This is a genomic window from Serratia sp. NA_13, from assembly GCF_052691735.1.
The window spans coordinates 48,091-62,240 of the sequence record NZ_JBQZFV010000016.1; the positions used below are offsets into that span (position 1 = coordinate 48,091).

Annotated in this window: 14 protein-coding genes and 1 CRISPR repeat array (1 of these 15 running past the window's edge); of the genes, 4 read left to right on the forward strand and 10 right to left on the reverse strand. The window is 56.4% G+C overall.

The annotated features are described in order from the left end of the window. A CRISPR array of direct repeats spans positions 1–690; the repeat unit is 28 nt; unit sequence TTTCTAAGCTGCCTGTACGGCAGTGAAC (it extends 358 nt beyond the left edge of the window). A gap of 387 nt (positions 691–1,077) precedes the next feature. After that, positions 1,078–1,383 (forward strand): GIY-YIG nuclease family protein, encoded by a 306-nt coding sequence (locus ACUTSU_RS18905; protein WP_445654580.1) that lies wholly within the window; start codon positions 1,078–1,080, stop codon positions 1,381–1,383. Here the strand turns inward: ACUTSU_RS18905 and ACUTSU_RS18910 are convergent. Next, positions 1,370–1,873, reverse strand: a complete 504-nt coding sequence (locus tag ACUTSU_RS18910) for a GNAT family N-acetyltransferase (protein ID WP_445654581.1) — start codon at positions 1,871–1,873, stop codon at positions 1,370–1,372. The genes ACUTSU_RS18905 and ACUTSU_RS18910 overlap by 14 nt on opposite strands. Beyond that, entirely contained in the window at positions 1,867–2,388 is a 522-nt protein-coding gene (gene ubiT, locus ACUTSU_RS18915) for a ubiquinone anaerobic biosynthesis accessory factor UbiT (RefSeq protein ID WP_135314875.1), read from the reverse strand. The genes ACUTSU_RS18910 and ubiT overlap by 7 nt, the downstream gene beginning before the upstream one ends. Before the next feature lie 222 nt (positions 2,389–2,610). Here ubiT and ubiU point away from each other — a divergent pair, with 222 nt between their 5' ends. Next, positions 2,611–3,606 carry a ubiquinone anaerobic biosynthesis protein UbiU gene (gene ubiU / locus ACUTSU_RS18920; RefSeq protein ID WP_445654582.1) on the forward strand — a complete coding sequence of 332 codons (996 nt, stop codon included), beginning with the start codon at positions 2,611–2,613 and terminating at the stop codon, positions 3,604–3,606. An 11-nt stretch (positions 3,607–3,617) separates the two neighbouring features. Beyond that, on the forward strand, positions 3,618–4,496 hold the full coding sequence (locus ACUTSU_RS18925) for a U32 family peptidase (RefSeq protein WP_426507397.1): 879 nt from the start codon (positions 3,618–3,620) through the stop codon (positions 4,494–4,496). Between the two features lie 68 nt (positions 4,497–4,564). Here the strand turns inward: ACUTSU_RS18925 and ACUTSU_RS18930 are convergent, their stop codons facing one another. From ACUTSU_RS18930 to ACUTSU_RS18945, 4 genes are all read right to left on the reverse strand, one after another. Beyond that, positions 4,565–5,704 (reverse strand): ribosomal protein uL16 3-hydroxylase, encoded by a 1,140-nt coding sequence (locus ACUTSU_RS18930; RefSeq protein ID WP_445654583.1) that lies wholly within the window; start codon positions 5,702–5,704, stop codon positions 4,565–4,567. A 101-nt stretch (positions 5,705–5,805) separates the two neighbouring features. Further along, positions 5,806–6,945 carry an ABC transporter permease gene (locus ACUTSU_RS18935; protein WP_445654584.1) on the reverse strand — a complete coding sequence of 380 codons (1,140 nt, stop codon included), beginning with the start codon at positions 6,943–6,945 and terminating at the stop codon, positions 5,806–5,808. Then, positions 6,942–8,096, reverse strand: a complete 1,155-nt coding sequence (locus tag ACUTSU_RS18940; protein ID WP_445654585.1) for an ABC transporter permease — start codon at positions 8,094–8,096, stop codon at positions 6,942–6,944. The genes ACUTSU_RS18935 and ACUTSU_RS18940 overlap by 4 nt, the downstream gene beginning before the upstream one ends. Then, the gene (locus tag ACUTSU_RS18945) at positions 8,078–9,049 is read right to left on the reverse strand and encodes an HlyD family secretion protein (RefSeq protein WP_445654586.1); all 972 of its coding nucleotides are present in this window, start codon (positions 9,047–9,049) and stop codon (positions 8,078–8,080) included. Before ACUTSU_RS18945 ends, ACUTSU_RS18940 begins: the two co-directional genes overlap by 19 nt. A gap of 225 nt (positions 9,050–9,274) precedes the next feature. On the opposite strand from ACUTSU_RS18945, the gene ACUTSU_RS18950 reads away from it, so the two are divergent. Continuing rightward, positions 9,275–10,288 (forward strand): luciferase-like monooxygenase, encoded by a 1,014-nt coding sequence (locus ACUTSU_RS18950; RefSeq protein WP_445654587.1) that lies wholly within the window; start codon positions 9,275–9,277, stop codon positions 10,286–10,288. Between the two features lie 81 nt (positions 10,289–10,369). Here the strand turns inward: ACUTSU_RS18950 and yedF are convergent, their stop codons facing one another. From yedF to yrbN, 4 genes are all read right to left on the reverse strand, one after another. Continuing rightward, the gene (yedF, locus tag ACUTSU_RS18955) at positions 10,370–10,609 is read right to left on the reverse strand and encodes a sulfurtransferase-like selenium metabolism protein YedF (protein WP_012004955.1); all 240 of its coding nucleotides are present in this window, start codon (positions 10,607–10,609) and stop codon (positions 10,370–10,372) included. Continuing rightward, complete coding sequence (gene yedE, locus ACUTSU_RS18960; protein WP_445654588.1) at positions 10,606–11,820, reverse strand: selenium metabolism membrane protein YedE/FdhT; 1,215 nt, start codon at positions 11,818–11,820, stop codon at positions 10,606–10,608. Before yedE ends, yedF begins: the two co-directional genes overlap by 4 nt. A gap of 293 nt (positions 11,821–12,113) precedes the next feature. Then, on the reverse strand, positions 12,114–14,069 hold the full coding sequence (locus tag ACUTSU_RS18965; protein ID WP_445654589.1) for a DEAD/DEAH family ATP-dependent RNA helicase: 1,956 nt from the start codon (positions 14,067–14,069) through the stop codon (positions 12,114–12,116). Further along, positions 14,059–14,139, reverse strand: coding sequence for a protein YrbN (gene yrbN / locus ACUTSU_RS18970; RefSeq protein ID WP_096335046.1), 81 nt, complete (start codon positions 14,137–14,139; stop codon positions 14,059–14,061). The genes ACUTSU_RS18965 and yrbN overlap by 11 nt, the downstream gene beginning before the upstream one ends. Positions 14,140–14,150 lie beyond the last annotated feature (11 nt).

Below are 14,150 nucleotides of genomic sequence, written 5' to 3' on the forward strand. Positions count from 1 at the left end.
AATTTCTAAGCTGCCTGTACGGCAGTGAACTCGCAGCTCCCGCCGTTCTTCCTTGGTCATGCTTTCTAAGCTGCCTGTACGGCAGTGAACTGGCGGCCAGTTAGACCCGGCTCATTCCCGTTTTTCTAAGCTGCCTGTACGGCAGTGAACTGTTGATGTTGTGTTCCTGCGGGATATCCTCATTTCTAAGCTGCCTGTACGGCAGTGAACAGCCACTTCTCAACTGAAACCGTTGAGATGCTTTTCTAAGCTGCCTGTACGGCAGTGAACTCTCGCAGTGATGGTAATAAAAATCCATTTATTTTCTAAGCTGCCTGTACGGCAGTGAACTGCGCCTGCTCTTGGGTCAGGCCCAATTCTTTTTTCTAAGCTGCCTGTACGGCAGTGAACAAGGTAATTAATTTGCCTATTCGCACCATTTATTTCTAAGCTGCCTGTACGGCAGTGAACAGGAACTGGTTTACGTGATCTTCGCTGCGATTTTTCTAAGCTGCCTGTACGGCAGTGAACTTGTTGAGGCCCAGTTTTGCGGCCTCGACACGTTTCTAAGCTGCCTGTACGGCAGTGAACCCGAGGCAACACTATTTCCTGTAATGGGTACGTTTCTAAGCTGCCTGTACGGCAGTGAACTGGTGGAGGAAAAAATGCGTTCTGCATATAGATTTCTAAGCTGCCTGTACGGCAGTGAACTGTTGAAGACTAACGCTAATAAGCTGATTATTGAAGAATAACATCGCTAATTCGTCAAAAAGGCTTTTTTTCCTTACTCAATTAAAAATATTTAAAATCAATAAATTAAGTCATGGCCTAAAAAAAGGGTTCAGCGATAAGGCCGGGTTGCCTATACCCTATAGCTTTCAAGTTGCGGCTAGGCGGCCAGCTCGCTCATCCCCAGGCGCTTACTCAAGTAAGTCACTGGGGTGACAAATCTGCCGGGAGCAGATTTGAACGCTGCTCGCAGCGGCCCCGTTAGGGGTGTGGCCCATGGACGGGCCACATAACTGAGCGCAGATAACAACGCTGCAACTTGAAAGATGACGGGTATATAGTAACGCTCAATTCTTTGCGGAAACTTATATGACAAACACCAGTGTCTGGCACCTGTATATGCTGCGCATGCCCAGCGGCATGCTGTATACCGGCATAACTACCGACGTAACGCGGCGGCTGGCGCAGCATCAGGCAGGCAAAGGAGCCAAGGCGCTGCGGGGGAAAGGTCAACTGGTGCTGGCGTTTCACTGTCAGGTGGGGGATCGCTCAAAAGCGCTGAGGCTGGAATATCGGGTCAAGCAACTGAGCAAAACGCAAAAAGAGAGGCTGGTGAATCACCCGCCTCTTTCGTTGGATTATTTACTGCCGGAGGTTGCGGTTAAAGCCGGTTAAACGGCGCGGAGTATTCCACCGCCCCGCCAACGTCGACCAATGCATCTTCCGCCAGTGGGTAAACCTGGAACGCGGCCTCGGTATCTGGCCAGCGGCATTGCAGACCATAGGCAGCGGCCGGTTTAAAGCCAAAGCGCCCGTAGTAAGCCGGTTCACCCAGCACCACTACCGCGGCATAGCTGAACTCGTTCAACGCATCCAGCCCTTCGTATATCAGCTTTTCGCCCAGCCCCTGACGACGCAGACTTTCGTCCACCGCCAGCGGTGCCAGACCGACCCATTGGCGATCCTCACCGGCCACGTCCACCGGGCTGAACGCGGCATAACCCACCACGCCGCCTTCGTCGTCGGTGGCGACAATGCCCAGCGTCAGCAGGCCGTCTTCGCGCAGTTGCTGCACCAGATCGGCTTCATCATCTCGCCCAAAGGCGCTACGCAGCAGGGCATCAATGCCCGCCGCATCTACCGGAATTTCTACACGAATTAACATGTTGCCGGCACACGGGAAGTTTGCACCGTGCCCTCCTGCAGCCCTGCCTCCACAAACTCGGCCAGTTGCAGCAGGCCAATGCGCAACGGTGCAGGCATGGCTTCCAGCTCGATGGCGTCCATCAGATTTTTTACATACAGGCCCAATTCGGTGTCCCCTTCAATCTGCAGCCGACGCTGAAAGAACAGCGTATCGGGATCTTGCTTACGCGCTGCGATCAGAATCAGATCGTTGGCGTCGCCGCTGAAGCTGACATCAGCTTCGGCGTGTTGGCTGACAACCAGTTTGTCGTTTTCTACCGTCATAAACCAGTGTAGCGCCAGATCGCGAACTTCGATCTTCAACCAGCGCGATTCGAGAAATTCCAGATCGCCATCCGCCAGCGCCTGACGAAATTGCCAGCCCAGTACCTGTTCCAGAAGCTGACGCTGCAAGGCAAACGGCGTGAATTTTAGCGGTACACGCAGCAACGACGGCCCCTGGCGCACAATGCGCGCTCTTAATTGTTCCAACACTGTCGTTCACTCCTTTCAACACAGATACGCTATTTTGCCACAGTGATACGCGGCTGCCGCGCTCTATATCAACAAATAGTGTATTTCACCGCCAGCTTTATCAATACGCCAGAAGCTGCCTCAAATCAAAACCTGTTAAGCAGACTTTCACTAAAATTGCCTCCCGATTAGCGTTTGCCGGTTGAAAGGCTCACCGGCAACCCTTGGAGTCAGGATAAATCTATGGAGCTGCTTTGTCCCGCCGGTAATCTGCCGGCCCTGAAGGCTGCGGTGGATAACGGTGCCGACGCCGTGTATATCGGCCTGAAAGATGATACCAACGCCCGCCACTTTGCCGGCCTCAACTTTACCGAGAAAAAGCTACAGGAAGCGGTCAAGTATGTGCATCGCCATAACCGCAAACTGCATATCGCCATCAACACCTTCGCCCACCCTGACGGCTATGTTCGCTGGCAGCGTGCGGTAGATATGGCGGCACAACTGGGGGCTGACGTGCTGATCCTGGCTGATTTGGCGATGCTGGAATATGCCGCTGAACGTTACCCGCAGTTGGAGCGCCACGTCTCGGTGCAGGCGTCCGCCACCAACGAAGAAGCGATCCGCTTCTACCAGCGCCATTTCGATGTCAGCCGGGTAGTGCTGCCGCGCGTGCTGTCGATGCACCAGGTCAAGCAGTTGGCTCGTACCAGCCCGGTGCCGCTGGAAGTCTTCGCCTTCGGCAGCCTGTGCATTATGGCCGAGGGGCGCTGCTACCTTTCCTCTTATCTGACCGGCGAGTCCCCCAACACCGTCGGGGCCTGCTCACCGGCACGCTACGTGCGCTGGCAGCAAACGGCGCAGGGCATGGAGTCACGCCTGAATGGCGTGCTGATCGACCGTTATCGCGACGATGAAAATGCCGGCTACCCCACGCTGTGCAAGGGCCGCTATCTGGTCGATGACGTGCGCTACCACGCGCTGGAAGAACCCACCAGCCTCAATACGCTGGAACTGCTGCCGGAACTGCTGGCTGCCAATATCGCCTCGGTGAAGATTGAAGGCCGCCAACGCAGCCCGGCCTACGTGAGTCAGGTGGCCCGTGTCTGGCGGCAGGCCATCGACCGCTGCCAGGCCGACCCGGCCGCCTATCAGGCCGACGCCGGCTGGATGGAAGCCCTGGGTGCGGTGTCCGAAGGCACTCAAACCACGCTCGGTGCTTATCACCGTAAATGGCAGTAGCAGGAGGAAATATGAAATACGCATTAGGCCCGGTGCAGTATTATTGGCCGAAAACCGAGGTCGAAGAGTTCTACCGCCAGGCGGTAAGCAGCAGCGCGGAGATTATTTACCTCGGTGAGAGCGTCTGCACCAAGCGGCGCGAAATGAAGGTCGGCGACTGGCTGGCGCTGGCGCAAGAGATTGCCCGCAGCGGCAAACAGGTGGCTCTCTCCACTCTGGCACTGCTGCAGGCACCGTCCGAACTGAACGAACTGAAGCGCTATGTGGAAAACGGGGAATTCCTGATTGAAGCCAACGATCTGGGTACCGTGAACATGGCGGCCGAGCGCAGCCTGCCGTTTGTTGCCGGTCATGCGCTGAACTGCTACAACGCCTACACCTTGCGCCTGCTGCATCGCCAGGGCATGACGCGCTGGTGCATGCCGGTCGAACTGTCTCGCGACTGGCTGGCCAAACTGCTGGAACAGTGCGACGAACTGGGTTTCCGCCAGCAGTTTGAGGTGGAAGTGTTGAGCTACGGTCACCTGCCGCTGGCCTATTCGGCGCGCTGCTTCACCGCACGTTCAGAAGACCGTGCCAAGGACGAATGCGAAACCTGCTGCATCAAATACCCACAGGGACGAGTGATGCGGTCACAGGAACAGCAGCAGGTGTTTGTGCTGAACGGCATTCAGACCATGAGCGGCTACTGCTACAACCTGGGCAACGAGTTGACCAGTATGCAGGGGCTGGTGGACATTGTGCGTCTTTCGCCACAGGGCACGGAGACGCTGGCGCTGGTCGAGCGCTTCCGCGCCAATGAGCAAGGCACACAGCCGTTAACGCTCACCGATCAGGCCGACTGCAACGGTTACTGGCGGCGGGTTGCCGGTCTGGAACTGGTGCCGTAATCAAACATCCTGCCACAGGCAGGCAACGGAATGTTTGCAGGCCGGGTAAGCGTAACGACACCCGGCAATTAAGCAGGCAGCGGCAACGACTCTTTGAAGAACCAGTAACCCTGATTCATCAGCTCCGTCAGCTCCGCCACAAACGCCGGGTTTTGCAGTGCCTCACCCAATTCCTGCCGGCCCAGCTCGGTATAACGACACAGCGCATCGGCTGCGCGTGCATCTACGGTGTCCAGACGCTCGCTGTTGATAAAGAAGCTGTCGCCGATGTGCAGCACACGCAAGCCGCTCAAACGAGTCAGAGTTTCCCCTTCCATCAGCGCACTCAGCACCTCTTGCGCTTCATACGGCGGCTCCGCCATGGCGATATCCAGCTCATGACGCGGCGTGGTGGCAAAGCGGCCAAACCACTGCTTAAAGTCTTCCGGCTTGCTGATCATTTCGATCATCATTGTGCGTAAGCGCTCAAGTTCATATTCCTCTACCCGTCCCGGATGTTCACGCAGGGTTAAATCAGGATCGCTGTAATGCGTGCCACCCAGATCTTTTTCCAGTGCGTAGTCGGCAAAGCTGCTGATCAGGTCGCGGTCGTTTGGCCCACGGAAACCCACGGAATAGTTAAGCGCAGTTTCGTGGGTGAAGCCGTCATGCGGGAAACCCGGTGGGATGTACAGGATGTCGCCCGGCTCCAGATCTTCATCAATGATCGGCTCGAACGGATCGACGTGCAGCAGCGCCGGATGCGGGCAGAACTGGCGCATCGGTAAGGCATCGCCTACGCGCCAGCGACGGCAGCCCATCCCCTGAATGATAAACACATCGTAGTTGTCGATGTGTGGCCCCACACCGCCGCCCGGCACCGAAAAGGAGATCATCAGGTCATCCAGACGCCAGTCCGGCAAAACGCGAAACGGGCGCACCAGCTCGGCTGAGGGTGCATGCCAATGGTTTACGGCCTGCGCCAGCAAGGACCAGTTTGTTTCGCCGAGGTCATCGAAATGTTCAAACGGACCGTGGCTGGCCTGCCATTGCCCCTCTGTCTGGCTGACCAAACGGCTGTCTACTTCCGGCTCCATCGCCAGCCCTGCCAGTTCGTCTGGCGTGATAGGGTCAACAAAGTTCGGGAAGGCATTTTTCAAAACCACAGGTTTTTTCTGCCAGTACTTCTCTAAAAATTCGGGCCAGTTCAGGTTCAGTTGGTAAGCCATATCATCACACCGGTAAGAAGATCCACGGGCGTGATTATGCGAGAGCGCGGGCCTGCACACCTTGTTAAGGGTCAAGGAAATATGGCTTCAGGCCCCCTGAATTAACTTGCCCGTTTGCGGAGCAGGTTACGCAGCGCCACGCTGTTACGCATGAAGCCCACCCCGACTCCCAGCAGGGTGTAAATAATCCCCAACACCAACAACATCACCACGTCACCCCAGACTTCATTGAGCGACAGGCCCATTTGGTTAACCCCGGCAATGGCCTTGGTGGCCCAGGTGGAGGGAATGCAGTAGGAAATCGCCCGCACCCAGGCCGGCATCGCCTGCAGCGGCCAGATGGTACCGGAGAGGTAGAATATCGGCGTGGTGATAAACGCCAGCGTCAGGTAAATCATCTCTACACTGCGCAAGCATTCGGTGACCAACTTGCCCAGCCCCAGTACCGCCAACAGGAACGGGAAGGTCAGCAACAAAATTTCTGCAATGCCCGCCGTCTGACGATAGCCCAACACCCACGGCCACAGTACAAACAGCACGATGGACAGGAATAGCCAGATCGGTAGCAGCGCCGTCAGCCCGCCCAAATGGGCCGCCAACGGTGGCTTGCCACCGGGGATGCTCTTCATGGCAATGCTGACGCGGACGCAGGCAATCAATAACGAGTGCTGTAACAACATCACCAGCAAGCCGGGGAAGATGATCGCCGCAAAGCTGATCCCCGGGTTGAACACGTCCAGCGTTTGCCCTTGTATTGGCGTCAGGATCACCTGCGCCTGACGTTCGCTGAAACCGCTGCGCAGCAGTAAGCCGTTGTTGTACTGGTTCAGCAGTTGCTGATAGGCCGCAACCACGTCCTGCTGGATCTGGCCGTTGGCCAGCCGGTTGGTGGCATCGCCATAGACCGGCACCACGATATTTTGGCCACTCAGGATCTTCTTCTCCAGATCCACCGGCATGATGATCACCGCGAACAGCTGGCGCCAGCCCAGATCTAGCTTCGCCTGCTCAAGACTGTCGTAAGTCACGATGGATATTTTAGAGGTAGCGTCCAGTTGGCGGATCAATTGGCGGCTGGCGGTGCTGTGGTCCTGATCAATCACGCCGACCGGCAGATCCCACACCGTCCGGTTGGCATAGACCATACTCATGACGCACAGCGACAGGATCAGCATCAACCACATCGGCCTCTCCAGCATGCCAAGCAGCACCCGAACGAAGGTTTGCCAGTAGATTTTCATCCTGCTCCCCCTTCCTTCAGCAGCCGCGCCAACAGCCGGTTACGCACCAGGAATGCCGTTACCAACGGGTAGACGGACAGTAACGCGCAAACGCTGAAGATGGCGCTGGCCGGAACCTGTCGCAGGAATACGTCAAACATCGCGTACAGCGCGTGGGTTAAGGGTTCGATATTGGAGATAATTCGCGCCGGCAACGGCATCGACAATTCCGGTACCGCCATACCCGAGAAGGTCAACGCAATACTGACCAGGATGGCGATCAGGCTGTAGGCGGTGATAATGCTGCTGGTAAAGGTAAACAACAGCAGACCGATGCTCTGCGCTGCCATCACGTAAAAGAAGGCTATCATCAACATAAACAGTGGATTGCCGCTGACGCGGGCGTCAAAAATACCCACCAGCGCGGCAATTTCAACCATCAACAGGCTGGTGAAACACAGGGTGTATGGTGCCAATTTACCCAGCAGTGCCAGACCGAATGGCCGGGCCTTCAACAGTGATTTGCTGCGTGCCAACACGTAAATCATGCACGTCACCACAAACAGCTGCAGCAAATGGATAGTCGCGGCAAACTGTTGGTAATAAATATAACTGCCGCTGGCGTTGAATAAACTGCCGTACGACAGCGTCACGTTCGCCAATAGCGGCAGCGTCTTGCCCATCTCGGCGGCGATAATGCTGCGGTAGCCGGCATTGATTTCGGCCATCAGCCCGCTGAAATCCTGAGTGGAATACAGCCCGGCCCCGTAGAACAACGCGTTGTAATACATCACCACGCTCGGCTGCTTACCCGCCAGCGCATTGGCTTCAAAGTCCGGCGGTACGTACAACAGCGCGTAATCCTGCGCGCTACGCAGACGATACAGCGATTCATTCAGCCCGCCGTCATACAACTCGACATGAGCATGAGAGCCGGCATCCAGTCGGCGCGTCAGCGACTTGGACAACGAGCTGTGATCGTTATCCACCACCGACACCGGCAGATCCAGCAAGGTCCCTTCCGAAAAGTTGCTGCTGACCAGGCCAAACAGCATCAGCGGGAAAATCCAGCTCAGCCAGTGTATTACCGGGCTGCGGAAGGCGACACGGCACTCGTTGTCAAACGCGTGACTGAAGCAGCGCCAGCCGGCCCTTACTCTTTCCATAGCCATAAGCTGCTCATCCCTGGGCGCAGGCCTTCCACCGGCTGTGACGGATACAGACGCACTTCAAAGGTTTTCAGATCGAAGTCACCGGTAGCACGAGTGGCGCGTTTGGTGGCGTAATCGCCCAGCGGCGCGATGTAACGCACCTCTGCCTCAATCATTTTGTCCTTCAGCGCCGGTACCCGCATCTGCACCTTATCGCCCTTACGCACATGAGCCAAAATGTCTTCGCGCAGGTTAAAGACAAAGTAGGCATCCGGAACGCGGATCAGCGTCAACAATGGGCTGCCGGCATTCAACAATTCCCCGACCTCCGCCGGGATCGGCCCCACTTCACCGGCCACCGGGGCTAAAACCCGCAGATCGTCGGTCTGGGCTTTCACTTCCAGCAGGTTCTCTTCCTCCGCCCGCAGCGCCGCGGCATATTGCTGCCGTAGTTCGATACGGTCGCCATTCGTGCCTTCGTCCAGGTTGGCCTTGGCCGCCTGTACCTGTTGGAATGCGGTGTCGCGCGCACGGCGCGAGCTGTCCAGCTCGGACTTCGAAATATAACCTTTGCCGGAAACGCTCAGGTTACGGTTATAGTCGTTCTGCGCGTTGCGGTATTGCGCCTCGGCCTGCGCCAGGTTGGCACGCAGATTACGGATGCTTTCTTCACGCGTGCCGTGCAGCGATTGGTCGAGCTGCGCTTTGGCCTCATCGCGCGACGCCTGGGCGGAACGTAGCTGGGCCATCAGTTCCGGGCTATCGAGCTGAATCATCACCTGTTCGGCTTTCACGTCGTCACCACGCTCAACCAGGCGTTCAACTACCCGTCCCTTGGCCTTGGAGGCCACGATCACCTCCGGCGCGTCCACTTCCCCCTGCAATAACAAATCCTGATTATGTGCCCGGAACAAGATCGCCATGGCGATCGCCACCACCATCAACAATAAGGTAAACAACGTCTTTTTCTTCATTCTCTCAGCTCCCTGAGCGATAAGCGGCAGGTGGATTCATCACGTCCATATTTCAATCGGCCCCAAAAAAAACCATTTTTCTCATAAGGATATGGCAAGCACATATATCCTCTTTTATAACCATAAATTGGATTATGCTTTTAACACTAAAAGCACATTTTGCTTTGTAGTTTGCAGAATCCTGCAATCGCCCTTTAAGCGATCAACTCTTTGATGGACGATATCATGACTGAAAAAACTGCGGTGCCGGTTTCGGTACTGGATTTATCCCCCATTCCGCAAGGGGCCAAACCCCGTGACGCTTTTCACGCCTCTTTAGATTTAGCACAACATGCCGAAAAATGGGGCTATCAACGCTATTGGCTGGCAGAACATCACAATATGACCGGCATTGGCAGCGCGGCAACCTCGGTGTTGCTGGGCTATCTGGCCGCCGGTACCCAGAGTATCCGTCTCGGCTCCGGTGGCGTGATGCTGCCTAACCATGCGCCGTTGGTGATTGCCGAACAGTTCGGCACGCTGGAGTCGCTGTACCCTGGGCGTATCGATCTGGGCCTGGGCCGCGCGCCCGGTACTGACCAACGCACCATGATGGCATTGCGTCGTCATCTATCCGGTGAAGTGGATAACTTCCCGCGCGACGTGCAGGAACTGCAACATTACTTCGGTGAAGTACAACCGGGCCAGTCGGTGCAGGCGGTACCCGGCCAGGGGTTACACGTGCCGATCTGGCTGCTGGGCTCCAGCCTGTACAGCGCACAATTGGCGGCCCAGCTTGGCCTGCCGTTTGCCTTCGCTTCCCACTTTGCCCCTGAGATGCTGTTCCAGGCATTTAACCTGTACCGCGACAACTTCAAGCCTTCCGAGCAATGCCAACGGCCGCACGCCATGGTGTGCGTCAACGTGGTGGCCGCCGACAGTGATGCCGATGCACACTTCCTGTTTACCTCGATGCAGCAGCAGTTTATCAATCTGCGCCGTGGTTCGCCGGGCCCGCTGCCGGCACCGGTGGACAATATCCACGCGCTGTGGACCGCCGGGGAACAATACGGGGTTGATCAGGCACTGCGCATGTCAATCATCGGCAATGAAACTACCGTGCGTAATGGGTTGCAGACGCTGCTGAACGAAACCAGTGCGGATGAAATCATGGTTAACGGCCAGATCTTTGACCATCAGGCACGCTTGCATTCGTTTGAAATTGTCGCCGGAGTAAAAGACACGCTGGCGAAAGGGTAAGTCAACGGCGGGCCGCAGGGCAATCATTTCCCTTCACGCCCGCCTTGCAAAAAGGGGCTGTACAATGCGGCCCCTGACAGGTTAGCGCTGAATCAAATAGCGGATGGTGGGACCATCCTGCTGGATATCCAGTACCTTGTAGCCATGGTTGCGCGCATCAAGCGGGATGTTGTTGATCGACTGCGGGCAATCGCTGATCACCTCGAGGATCTCCCCCGGCTTCAACTGTGGCATCGCTTCCAGCGTCGCCACCGCCGGGTAAGGGCAAGGCTCACCCAGCATATCCAACCGGTAATCCGGCACTATCGCCGTTTGCTTCATGACACACTCCTTAAATTAACCACCTGCGCGTCGGGCTTGGCGCGGAAAAAGCGTTTCTCCCACCACAGCATGGCACCAAACGCCAATGCCAGCAGCAGGTAGGTCACCAACAGGCCGCCGACCGGGCCGAAGGTTTCCAGCAGGTTGACCTTGTCGTAGTCAGTGGCCAGCGTCGGGGACAAATCATCCCAATAATAAGCCAGCAGCGTGGCACCAATGATATTGCCCAACCCTACCCACCAGTAATGCACCTGCCCCTCGACCGCGCGGTACATCCAGCCGGTTTCACAACCACCGGCCAACACTATGCCGAAACCAAACAATAGCCCACCAAGCACGGCATTAGGACCGGCCCACATGATCTTCGGTGCCACACCCAGTTGAACGTAGCTGAAAATGCCGATGGCGCTGGCAGCCATGCCGAGAATAATGGCCTTCGCCATATGGGTGCGCCCGCTGATCCACAGATCGCGAAACGCCGAGGTGAAACAAATTTGCGCCCGTTCAATCAGCAGACCAAAACCGATGCCAAACAACATGGCAATACCCAGCTTCGGCGCGTCAAACAGCGTCCATAGCGACCAGGCGATTGCCAGACAGAAAACCACCATGCCCAAACGGAAGCGGCGACGCGCCTGCTCCGGTTTTTGAGTCAGCGGCGCAGCCGCCTTCACCTTCTGTAATTTGATCGGAATGCGGAACATCGGCAACAGGGTAAATTTGGCACCAAAATAAGAGCCGGCGGCGGTCGCCAGGGCAAAGAACCAGGCGTGCAGCGAGAACTGCGGAATACCGGTAAAGAATGCCGCCAGATTACACCCCATCGCCAGACGCGCACCGAAACCGGCAATGATACCGCCCAGCAGCGCCTGCACAATGCGGATACGGCTCTGTGGCTGGCGCAGCTTGATGTTGTTAGCCCACAGCGCGGCGGCGATGCAGCCGGCAAACATGCCGATGATCATCCTGCCGTCGATGCGCTGCAGCGGTGTCCCCTCAAGCCCGATAACCTTGAAGTACCCCCACTGCTCAGGGTGCCCCCCGAACAGCTGCAATATATGACCGCCCCAGCGGGTGAATTCACCGGTCACCGCCCAGAAGGCCCCGGTCAAACCGAAATAGTAGGTTGAGAGGATCCCGGCGGCAATCACTGCGGGTAAAGGTGCCCAAAAGCGCACCAGATATTGAGACTTGAACTGCTGCCAACTCATGGCATCTCCCGTGCGTAGTATCCATAAGAAAAAACCTTATAAATGATACGCCATTTTCCTCCACTTAACGGTGAGTTTCAGGCATAAAAAAACCAGCCCGAAGGCTGGTCAGATTACTGACAAAGTTCTTTGCGGTTTAAAGTCCAGTTTTAAGGGCTAATAAAAACAAAGAATTATGTCTTCTGATTTATCCCAAACATCCGAAAACCACGTTTTTCGGGTGTTTGTCATCAAACTAACCAGCCCGAAGGCTGGTCTTTAGTCCAATTAACCGCGAACGGTCAAATTAGATGTTATGCATCACCGAAACGGCGACGTGGTGCAGCCGGAGCGGCGTCATCACGACGTGGTGCGCGTTGGCCGTCACGGTTGAAGTTACCGCCACGACGCTCGCCACCGTTGCCAGCAGGTGCAGCAGTACCGCCCTCACGACGATCACCGAAAGAACGACGACCTGGGTTTGCCCCTTCACGACGTTCGCCGTTGAATGGACGACCACCGCCACGACGTTCACCGTTACCGGCAGGACGCTCACGACGTTCATGCGGCTGTGCATCGCCCAGCAGTTGCATGTTCATCGGTTTGTTCAAGATGCGGGTACGGGTGAAGTGAGACAGGATCTCGCCCGGCATACCTTTTGGCAGCTCGATAGTAGAGTGCCCGGCAAACAGTTTGATGTTACCAATGTAACGGCTGCTGATGTCGCCTTCGTTAGCGATCGCGCCAACGATATGACGAACTTCAACGCCATCATCACGACCCACTTCAATGCGGTACAGCTGCATTTCGCCAACGTCACGACGTTCACGACGTGGACGCTCAGCGCCACCGTCACGGCTGTCTGGACGCGCGTCACGACGACGGTCGCTACCGCGATCGTCACGGTCGTTGAACTCACGACGCTGACGCGGCTTGAACACTGGGTCCGGTGGCAGGATCAGAGGACGTTCGCCCTGTGCCATTTTCAGCAGTGCTGCGGCCAGCGTTTCCATTTCCAGTTCTTCTTCGCCCGGCTGCAGTTTAGCCAGCAGGCCACGGTACATGTCCAGATCGCTGCTTTCCAGTTGTTGCTGTACTTTAGCGGCGAACTTGGCCAGACGACGCTCACCCAGCAGTTCTGCGTTTGGCAGTTCAACTTCTGGAATGGTCAGCTTCATGGTGCGTTCGATGTTGCGCAGCAGGCGGCGTTCGCGGTTTTCTACGAACAACAGTGCGCGACCGGCACGACCAGCACGACCGGTACGGCCGATACGGTGAACGTAAGACTCGGAATCCATAGGGATATCATAGTTTACCACCAGGCTGATACGCTCAACGTCCAGGCCACGAGCAGCAACGTCGGTCGCGATCAGGATATCCAGACGGCCACCTTTCAGACGCTCCAGGGTTTGCTCACGCAGAGCCTGGTTCATGTCACCGTTCAGAGCGGCGCTGTTGTAGCCACTGCGCTCCAGCGCTTCAGCCACTTCCAGGGTCGCATTTTTGGTACGAACGAAAATAATCGCCGCATCAAAGTCTTCAGCTTCCAGGAAACGCACCAGCGCTTCGTTTTTACGCATGCCCTGCACAGTCCAATAACTCTGGCTGATGTCCGGACGGGTAGTGATGCTGGACTGGATACGCACTTCCTGCGGCTCTTTCATAAAGCGGCGGGTAATGCGACGGATCGCTTCCGGCATGGTTGCAGAGAACAGCGCGGTCTGATGTTCAGCCGGGATCTCCGCCATGATGGTTTCTACGTCTTCGATAAAGCCCATGCGCAGCATTTCGTCGGCTTCATCCAGCACCAGGCCACTCAGGCTGGAGAGGTTCAGCGTGCCGCGTTTCAGGTGGTCCAGCAGACGGCCTGGAGTCCCTACTACGATTTGCGGGCCCTGACGCAGAGCGCGCAGCTGCACGTCATAACGCTGGCCGCCGTACAGGGCCACAACGTTAACGCCATGCATGTGTTTGGAGAAATCAGTCATTGCTTCAGCAACCTGAACCGCCAGTTCGCGGGTCGGTGCCAATACCAGGATCTGCGGTGCTTTCAGATCGGCTTTCAGGTTGTGCAACAGTGGCAGCGAGAATGCTGCAGTTTTACCGCTACCGGTCTGCGCCATGCCCAGCACATCACGGCCGTTCAACAGGTGAGGAATACACTCTGCCTGGATCGGTGACGGTTTTTCGTAGCCCAGATCGGTCAGGGCAGAAATGATTGGAGCAGACAGCCCCAGGTCAGCAAAAGAGGTTTCAAGCTCAGTAGTCATGTACACGTGCCTCATTAATAATGGCAGCCAGTCTACATAACTCGTCGAGAAAATTTTCAGTCATTTTCATTGAAAAGTGTG

Coding starts and splice junctions, on each gene's coding strand:
- ACUTSU_RS18905 (WP_445654580.1), top strand. CDS start 1,078: ATGACAAACACCAGTGTCTGGCACCTGTATATGCTGCGCATGCCCAGC.
- ACUTSU_RS18910 (WP_445654581.1), bottom strand. CDS start 1,873: ATGTTAATTCGTGTAGAAATTCCGGTAGATGCGGCGGGCATTGATGCC.
- ubiU (WP_445654582.1), top strand. CDS start 2,611: ATGGAGCTGCTTTGTCCCGCCGGTAATCTGCCGGCCCTGAAGGCTGCG.
- ACUTSU_RS18925 (WP_426507397.1), top strand. CDS start 3,618: ATGAAATACGCATTAGGCCCGGTGCAGTATTATTGGCCGAAAACCGAG.
- ACUTSU_RS18930 (WP_445654583.1), bottom strand. CDS start 5,704: ATGGCTTACCAACTGAACCTGAACTGGCCCGAATTTTTAGAGAAGTAC.
- ACUTSU_RS18935 (WP_445654584.1), bottom strand. CDS start 6,945: ATGAAAATCTACTGGCAAACCTTCGTTCGGGTGCTGCTTGGCATGCTG.
- ACUTSU_RS18940 (WP_445654585.1), bottom strand. CDS start 8,096: ATGGCTATGGAAAGAGTAAGGGCCGGCTGGCGCTGCTTCAGTCACGCG.
- ACUTSU_RS18945 (WP_445654586.1), bottom strand. CDS start 9,049: ATGAAGAAAAAGACGTTGTTTACCTTATTGTTGATGGTGGTGGCGATC.
- ACUTSU_RS18950 (WP_445654587.1), top strand. CDS start 9,275: ATGACTGAAAAAACTGCGGTGCCGGTTTCGGTACTGGATTTATCCCCC.
- yedF (WP_012004955.1), bottom strand. CDS start 10,609: ATGAAGCAAACGGCGATAGTGCCGGATTACCGGTTGGATATGCTGGGT.
- yedE (WP_445654588.1), bottom strand. CDS start 11,820: ATGAGTTGGCAGCAGTTCAAGTCTCAATATCTGGTGCGCTTTTGGGCA.
- ACUTSU_RS18965 (WP_445654589.1), bottom strand. CDS start 14,069: ATGACTACTGAGCTTGAAACCTCTTTTGCTGACCTGGGGCTGTCTGCT.
- yrbN (WP_096335046.1), bottom strand. CDS start 14,139: ATGAAAATGACTGAAAATTTTCTCGACGAGTTATGTAGACTGGCTGCC.